General features: G+C 35.2%; 7 protein-coding genes. 3 read left to right on the top strand and 4 right to left on the bottom strand.

All coding sequences use genetic code 11. The annotated features are described in order from the left end of the window. Positions 1–198 precede the first annotated feature (198 nt). The 3 genes from LS73_RS09360 to LS73_RS09350 form a co-directional block, all read right to left on the bottom strand. Positions 199–1389: a citrate/2-methylcitrate synthase gene (locus tag LS73_RS09360; RefSeq protein ID WP_034559722.1), complete on the bottom strand. Its 1191-nt coding sequence runs from the start codon at positions 1387–1389 to the stop codon at positions 199–201. Between the two features lie 33 nt (positions 1390–1422). After that, positions 1423–2295, bottom strand: a complete 873-nt coding sequence (gene prpB / locus LS73_RS09355; protein WP_034559720.1) for a methylisocitrate lyase — start codon at positions 2293–2295, stop codon at positions 1423–1425. 251 nt (positions 2296–2546) lie between these two features. Then, positions 2547–4478: an AMP-binding protein gene (locus LS73_RS09350; RefSeq protein ID WP_034559718.1), complete on the bottom strand. Its 1932-nt coding sequence runs from the start codon at positions 4476–4478 to the stop codon at positions 2547–2549. Positions 4479–4785: 307 nt separating this feature from the next. Here LS73_RS09350 and LS73_RS09345 point away from each other — a divergent pair, with 307 nt between their 5' ends. Continuing rightward, a complete protein-coding gene (locus LS73_RS09345) occupies positions 4786–5076 on the top strand; it encodes an SEL1-like repeat protein (protein WP_034559716.1) in 291 nt (96 codons plus the stop codon). Positions 5077–5169: 93 nt separating this feature from the next. Here the strand turns inward: LS73_RS09345 and LS73_RS09340 are convergent, their stop codons facing one another. Next, positions 5170–5694: a gamma carbonic anhydrase family protein gene (locus tag LS73_RS09340; RefSeq protein ID WP_104692263.1), complete on the bottom strand. Its 525-nt coding sequence runs from the start codon at positions 5692–5694 to the stop codon at positions 5170–5172. Between the two features lie 104 nt (positions 5695–5798). Here LS73_RS09340 and LS73_RS09335 point away from each other — a divergent pair, with 104 nt between their 5' ends. Then, entirely contained in the window at positions 5799–6419 is a 621-nt protein-coding gene (locus LS73_RS09335; protein WP_052090023.1) for a hypothetical protein, read from the top strand. A gap of 273 nt (positions 6420–6692) precedes the next feature. After that, a partial coding sequence (locus tag LS73_RS09330) for a TonB-dependent receptor domain-containing protein (RefSeq protein ID WP_236097218.1) occupies positions 6693–8502 on the top strand: 1810 nt, incomplete at its 3' end.

The following is an 8502-nucleotide window of genomic DNA, read 5'->3' as shown; positions in this document are numbered from 1 at the left end:
AAATACTTTAAAATTTAGTGAAGTTTAGTCTTTGATTTTTTATCTTGATATTTAAGTCTTGAATGGATTATATACTTGTTTTTATAGTGAAAAGCTTTACTTAAAGCTCTAAGCTTTAAGTAAGGTGGAGCCATGCTTAATGTTATATACAAGCAAGCATAGTAAGTCTTAGAATCAAAATAAGTCAATAAGAATAAACTAGCGCGAAGACATAGCTACAAACTCCCTATCTCCTGAGCCAATATATTCTGCATTAGGTCTTATAAGCTTATTATCTGCTCTTTGCTCAAAGATATGTCCAAGCCAGCCTGTTTCTCTACTCATAATAAAAATAGGCGTAAAGTAATCAGTAGGAATCCCCATAAAGTGATATGTAGAAGCGGAGTAAAAATCCAAATTAGGAAATAACTTCTTAGATTCCCACATAAACCGCTCTACTACTTCGCTTTTATCATACAAATCTTTACTAGACTCCAATACATCATGAGTTAATAATCCAGATTTAACAAGCTCGTTTTTGTTATCTGCGTTGTAATTACTAAGCTTCTTACTCCACTCTTTTATAATGATATTTCTTGGGTCATTGGTTACATATACCCTATGTCCAAAGCCCATAATCTTTTCTTTATTATCAAGCTTTTTCTGCATAGCAGGCAGCACAGATTCAACATTTGGCAACCCACTAAGCAGCTCCATTGCAGCCTCATTTGCTCCACCATGCAAAGGACCCTTCAAAGCACAAATGCCGCCTACTATACTTGAATGTAAATCAGATAATGTAGAAGCTATGGTGCGACTAGTAAATGTAGAAGCATTAAATTCATGTTCAGCATATAGAATAAGGCTCACATTCATAGCGTCAACCCAAATTTGAGGGACTTGTCTTTGATGCAAGGTTTCTAAAAAAAACTTAGCAGTACTACACTCAAGCACAGATTCACTTGATTCAAAATCTAACTCTTTGTTTTGATAATGATATGCATGCCAATATAGCAAAATGCTAGGACTAGCACCTAATATTTGCAATGCAACAAAATCTTGATTGCTAAAGTCTGGTTTTTCAGGACTAAGATTCCCAAGCAAGCTAACACCTGTGCGCATAACGTCCATAGGGTGAGAATCTTTTGGCACAAGTTTTAGAATCTCTTTCATTTCTTTAGACAAGATTCTATTGCTAAATAAATTCTTTTTAAAAGTTTCTAAATCACTTATCTTTGGTAATTCTCCATATAGTAGCAAAAACGCCACTTCCTCAAAGCTAGCATGCTTTGCCAATTCATAAATATCATATCCGCAATAGCGCAGACTATGCCCATCGCCAACTGTGCAAATAGCAGTTTTCCCAGCAACAATACCAGCTAATCCGCCTTGTTTTTTTTTAGCACTCATTATAATCTCCTTTTAAAATAAAATATTGACTAGCTACTTCTTAAATAAAATATCTAATCTATCTTCATATTCATAATAACCAAGCATAGAATAAAGCTCCTCTCTTGTTTGCATTTTATCAATGCTGCCTTTTTGATGTCCATTAGTAAGAATATCTTTAAATACATCTAAAGCAGCCTTATTCATTGCCCTAAATGCAGATAATGGATATAGCACCATAGAGATTCCTACACTTTGCAATTCCTGTATGCTAAAGTATGGTGTCTTACCAAATTCCGTAATATTGGCTAATACTGGTACTTTAACCTCATCTACAAAAGATTTATATTCATCTAATGTATGGATTGCCTCTGCAAAAATCATATCCGCGCCAACTTCTACATAAGCTAAAGCTCTATCAATAGCACTTTTTTGCCCTTCGCTAGCATGCGCATCAGTTCGTGCCATAATTACAAATTCTTTATCCAAATTATTTCGCGTATGAATTGCAACTTTCAGTCTATCGCACATTTCTTCTTTACTTACTAACTCCTTGTTTGGTCTATGCCCACATCTCTTCTGTGCAACCTGATCCTCAATATGCACAGCTGCAACACCAGCCCTAATCATCTCTTTAATTGTACGTTCAATATTAAAAGCACCGCCAAATCCAGTATCAATATCAACGAGCAAAGGAACATTTGTAGTAGCTGTAATGCGTCTAGCATCAATAATTACATCTTCTAATGTAGTAATTGCCAAGTCTGGCACACCAATACTAGCATTTGCCACACCCGCACCACTTAGATATAATGCCTTTGCTCCAGTTTTAGTAGCTTGCAAGGCTGAATAGGCATTGATAGCTCCTAATATTTGCAATGGAGCATGCCTTGCTACAGCCTCTCTAAATAACCTACCTGCACTCATATACTCTCCTTAATTATGTAATTTAACTTCTAAATTTAGAGACACTAAACAATAGAATCCAAATATATAAATCGAATTCCATAACTTAGAGCCACACTTCATATATTTAGCTTTATCAGCCCTTACACAGCAATAAAAACGCTATTCAAATTTTTAACTTGTATGGACATAAGGCATAACATGCCCTATATCCATAACCTAAAACAAAACATATAAAAATCATACAAGCAAAATAGCATTCAACTAAAACATTATATGGCTTTAGAATCCTTAACTTTTGGGAATCCAAGCTGCCTAATTACACTCTCTATATGTGCAAGACTTGTCTCATCTTCAATAGTAGATGGCTTAGTATACTCTTTGCCTTCGGCTATACTTCTAATTGTGCCTCGCAAAATCTTGCCGCTGCGAGTTTTAGGCAACTTTTGAGCAATACCTATAATTTTCAAATTTGCAAAAGCACCAACTTCAGCAATAACTAATCTAATAATGCTCTCTTTAATAAGCTCTGGTTTATCAGTTACTCCATCTTTTAGCACTACAATACACAAAGGAACTTCACCTCTAAAGTCATCATCAATCCCAACAACAGCGCATTCAGCAACGCTTGGGTGAGAACTAACACTCTCTTCTAAAGCTCCTGTTGAGATTCTATGCCCTGCGACATTAATTACACCATCCATTCTTCCCATGACAAAGACATAACCATCTTCATCAATATATCCACTATCGCCTGTTAGATAATAGCCCGGATAATGATCTAAATAGCTCTTTTTATATCTTTCATCATCCTTCCAAATCCCAAGCAAGCATGCAGGAGGCAATGGAAGCTTTAACACAAGATTACCTAGCTTGCCTCTCTTACATTCTTTACCATCTTCATCTAGAACTTTTAGATTAAATCCGGGCATAGGTTTTGTCGAGCTACCGGGCTTAATTTTTAGCATTTCTAGGCCTATAGGATTCCCAGAAATCGCCCAACCTGTTTCAGTTTGCCACCAGTGATCTATTACTGGACGCTTAGTAATCTTCTCTATCCACTTTAATGTATCAGTATCACATCTCTCTCCGGCTACAAATACACTTCGCAAGGAAGAAAGATTATATTTCTTAATTAACTCGCCTTTTGGGTCTTCCTTTTTTATAGCACGGAAAGCAGTTGGCGCAGCAAATAAGACATTAATCTTATGCTGCTCAATCATACGCCAAAAAACTCCGGCATCAGGAGTTCTAACAGGCTTGCCTTCATAGACTACAGTAGTGCTACCATTAAAAAGCGGGGCATACACGATATAACTATGCCCAACAACCCAACCAACATCAGATGCCGCTAGGAATACATCTCCGGGCTTAGTAGCATAAATATTATCCATAGTCCATTTCATAGCGACACAATGTCCACCATTACTGCGAATAACTCCTTTGGGCTTGCCTGTTGTACCACTAGTATAAAGAATATATAATGGGTCAATAGAATCTAGAGGAGTGCATGGCTCTTCTTTTGCCATTACTTCTAAGGCTTCCCAATCAATATCTCGGAATGGAATCATATCAACATGTTTTTGTGGTCTCTGCCAAAGCAAAACGGCATTTACTTTATGTGAGCTTTGTTTAACTGCAGAATCAAGAATCTCCTTATAATCAATAATCTTTGACACCTCAATACCACAACTAGCACTAATGATCATAGCTGGTTTGGCATCTTCGATTCTAAGAGCCAACTCATGGGCACCAAATCCACCAAACACAACAGTATGAATTGCTCCAATCCTAGCACATGCAAGCATAGCAATAAGTGCTTCTGGAATCATAGGCATGTAAATTAGCACGGTATCGCCTTTTTTCACACCCTTTAGCTTTAGAATCCAAGCTGTTTTTGCTACTCTTGTCTGCAATTCTCTATATGTGTAGGTTTTGATTGTATTTGTTACAGGGGAGTCATAAATTATTGCAGTTCTATCTCCATCACCATGGTGAACATGTAAATCCACTGCGTTATAACAGCTATTCATGCAGCCACCAACAAACCATCTATAATGGTTATCAATAACCTCTAAAACTTTATCATACCAATGATACCAATGGATATTCCTAGCAGCAGCAGCCCAAAACTCCTGTGGATTCTCAATTGATAATCTATATGCTTCGTCATACTTGCCCTCTTTTGTTTCTGGATTACTCATACATTCTCCTTATTTACCTTATACATCTTTCAACAAACTCACAAATTGTAAAGAATGCTTATATTCTAATATATAGCATAAGGAATCTAAAGCCTAATTTCAAAACAGAAAACACAAAATTTTATACATACTAATTAATTTTGTATATAAATTAGACAATTAATATGCTTTTGCATTATTTTAAAAAGTATTTAGTAAAAGTATTAATTATTTAAAGGCTAAAAGACATGCTAAAAAATCGTAGAATATAGCCTATTTTGGCATGAATATGCTACTATTCTCAAATATTTTAATATTAAGGAATAATATGAAAAAATTTTTTACAGTGATTCTCGCTTCAGCATTATTATCTGGGATTCTAATAGGAGCAGAAAGCCTTGATGATGCAAATAAAGCCTATAACGAAGGAAACTACACAAAGGCAATAGAGCTTTATAAGTCATTATGTGATAAAAAAGAGGCAAAGGCATGCGCAAGTCTAGGGTATATGTATCGTAACGCAAAAGGTGTAAGCGAAAATTCAAATTTAGCGCAACAGTATTATAAGAAAGCCTGCGATGCAGGAGATAAGGAATCTTGCTCAAGTGCTAGTTGGTGATTCTATGCATAAGGCTTAAAACAAATTGCGAGATCAAACTATAACTCTAAAGTTATTAGTTTGATTTTGCTTCTTATCCAAATAAAAGCATCTCTAGTAAAAGTCTTTAGCAAATTCCAAGTATCGTTTCGCAGAATTTGCTATTTCAACCACCTCATCATCTCTTAGCTCCCTGATGAGTTTAGCAGGATTACCAATAATAAGTGATCTTGGTGGGAATTTCTTACCCTTTGTAACCACAGACCCAGCACCTACAATAGAATCACTGCTAATCTCTGCGCCATCCATAATAATACTACCCATACCAATAAGGCAATTATCATGTATATTGCAAGCATGGATAATACAGCTATGTCCTATAGTTACATTATCTCCAATAATAGCTGGGAATCCACTATAAGGCATATTAGGCTCTCTATGCCAAACATGTATCATGGTTAAATCCTGCACATTGGTGTTTTTGCCGATACGAATAAAATTTACATCTCCGCGTAACACGCAGTTATACCAAATCGAAGAATTATCGCCAATTTCAACCTCACCAATAATCTTAGCTCCATCACAAATTAATACATTCTTGCCTAGCTTTGGATCTATATTTTTAAACTTAATTAACATTTATCACTCCTTTCAACCAAAAAAGCACAAATATAGCGCAAATTATGCAACAAAAATTAAAAATGCTATAATCACAGATAACTCAATCACCAACAAGGAATATTATGCAATATATTTACCATGCCATTACTGCATTATTCTTAAGTATCACATTATTAGGTTGCACAGCAGCTGGACGGTTTGGGGGTAGCGAAAAGCAGCTTGAAGCAGTAAATCAGAGACTTGAAGGATATAAACTAGGTAATGTAGTTGCAGCATGCGATGGATGTAATTTTCTTATGCAAGAAGAAATATCCTCGCAAAATAATACTATTAATCCAACTAGCAATACCTTATCTAGAGCTAAATCAGGCGTTCGTGTATATATCTTAGAAAAAGTAAGCTTAGAAGATGCTTTTATTATGCTTTTAGATTCCAATATTTTTGCAAGACGTATAAATAAAAATTATAAAGAAGCATTAATAGAATTAATCAAAAATGGTGGAAAAGATTTCAATCAAACAGACAACGAAAGGCAAATGGAATACCAAGCCTTTAGCTCACTTTCATTTGCAAAGAGGCTAAAGAGTCCAAACTCTGAGCCAAAGGCGCAATTAGATTCTATAGATACTATAGATGGGGATAATGGAAGCTGGCGATATACAGATTCGCTAGAAGCATTTATACTAGATAATGAAATAATTATCATTCATTACTATAGTCAAAATGAAATATGGACTAAATAATATCTTTTTACCCATAAAACTTACTCTTACTTTAGGTAGCATTTAACTCTTTATGTCTTGGATTATGAGGTTTTACATCTCTCACATAATACTATAATATTAGTAACTCTTCAGAATACTTTAGAACACTTATTTCTATGTCAAAACAATAATTTGTAATTTATACAAAAAACTAAAAATCCTAAGCAATAAAAAATATTTAATGCAACTAAGTTGCTTTTAAAGTAAAAAGTTGCTAAAATAACACTTTAAATCAAATATTAAGGTTAAATTGTGAAGAAATTTTTTATATTAAATATGATAAGTATTGCGTATGCTCTAGCAGTTCAACAAGATAAATTAAACAATGACAATCAAACACATTTACTAAATGCCGTCACAGCAACTAGTCACCTACAAGGCTATGAAACTAGCACCAAAACTATAATCACCTCTACTGAAATAGAAAATACCCAAGCATTAAATCTAAAAGAAATCTTTAAAAGTGATCCAAGTATTGCAGTAGGTGGTGGCTCTGTTATGGGGCAAAAAGTGTATGTAAGGGGATTTGAAACATTTATGATGAGAGTAACAATAGATGGAGCAGCACAAACTGGAAATGCCTTTCACCATCAAGGTAATGTTATGGCTGATCCATCTTTGCTAAAGCAAGTAGTAGTAAGTAAAGGCGTATCTGATGCTAGTAGTGGACCTGGTGGGCTTACAGGATCTATAGCATTTCAAACAAAAGATGCTAGCGATTTTCTGCGAAAAGGACAAAATTTTGGTGCTGAAATAAGCACAGGATTCTTTACCAATTTTGGCTACCGAGCCCAAGTAACTGCATACGCGAGACTATTCAATGATGTAGGAATCTTAGCATCAGTAAACCACCAAAATATCCTAAACTACAGAGATGCAAAAAATGTATATAAAAATTTCCTTACTACAAGAAATGCAGTATTAGGAAGCAATTCATTGCAGAATAATATCTTACTAAAAATTGGAGGACAATTAGACGAGACAAAGAGGCTTAGCATAGGATATAGCATAATAAATGACTTTGCTAATCGACCCTTTAGGGCAGATATTGGCGAGGCGACAGGCGAGAATTTTGGTAGTGAGATTTTCAAAACGCACAATCAAAATCAAAACTTTAATGCAACTTATGAATACAATCCCGGACATGGTAAAACAGGCATAAATGTAAGTGTATATAACAATATAAGAAATGTAAATTTAGTCCCACTTTTTGATGTTGCGACAGGTGGAACGGGTCATGATGATGAAGGCAAGCTTCCAAGAGCTATTGTTTTTAATAACTACGGTGGCAATGTTCGACTTAACAATGATTTTAATGATATTCATTTACTTGAATATGGGCTTGACTTTCAAGGCATAAGTGTGCGTGATGATAATATGCAAAAAAGCGAGCAAGAGGGCGTAAATAGAGGCAGAGAGGAAGCATATATATTTGGCGGATTTGCTCAAGATAGCTGGCAGATATTGCCTAATCTTAAATGGGGATTTGGATCTAGAGCAGATTTATATTATTACTATGATAAGAATTCGCAAAGCCACTTTACAGGTGGAGTTTCTCCTAGCACAGGCTTATACTACACTCCTCTTGATGGGCTTGATATTAGCTTGAAATATGCGTTTAGCACTAGAGGGGCAATGCCAGGAGATGCTACATTGCTTCGCGACTCTCATATATTTATAAGCTCAAACCTAAAATCAGAATATTCCAATCATGCAGAATTTACACTTGATTATGGAAATGATTTTATGAGTGCAAGATTCGCCACATATGTAGGAAATATTCTTAACTTCATTAATAGCTACTCTAAAGGCACTAACAACGGGACAACAAATAGAGAAGGAGTAAGAGAGAATCTAGACTTTCCTATTATTAACTATGGCTTTGAGTTGGGACTAGCATTTTACTATGAGAGGCTAAGTGCTCAATTAGGAGTTGCTAGGAATTGGCTTACAGCAGGAGGTATTGGCAATGGTAAGTTGCTTGCTGATACTTATGAGTTAGGAGCTACTTGGGGATATACATTCAATATAAGCTTAAAGTATGAGATGGATAATTTCGATG

The sequence above is a fragment of the Helicobacter muridarum genome, from assembly GCF_000765805.2.
GTDB classification, from domain to species: domain Bacteria; phylum Campylobacterota; class Campylobacteria; order Campylobacterales; family Helicobacteraceae; genus Helicobacter_A; species Helicobacter_A muridarum.
This window is presented reverse-complemented; position numbering and strand designations above follow the sequence as displayed.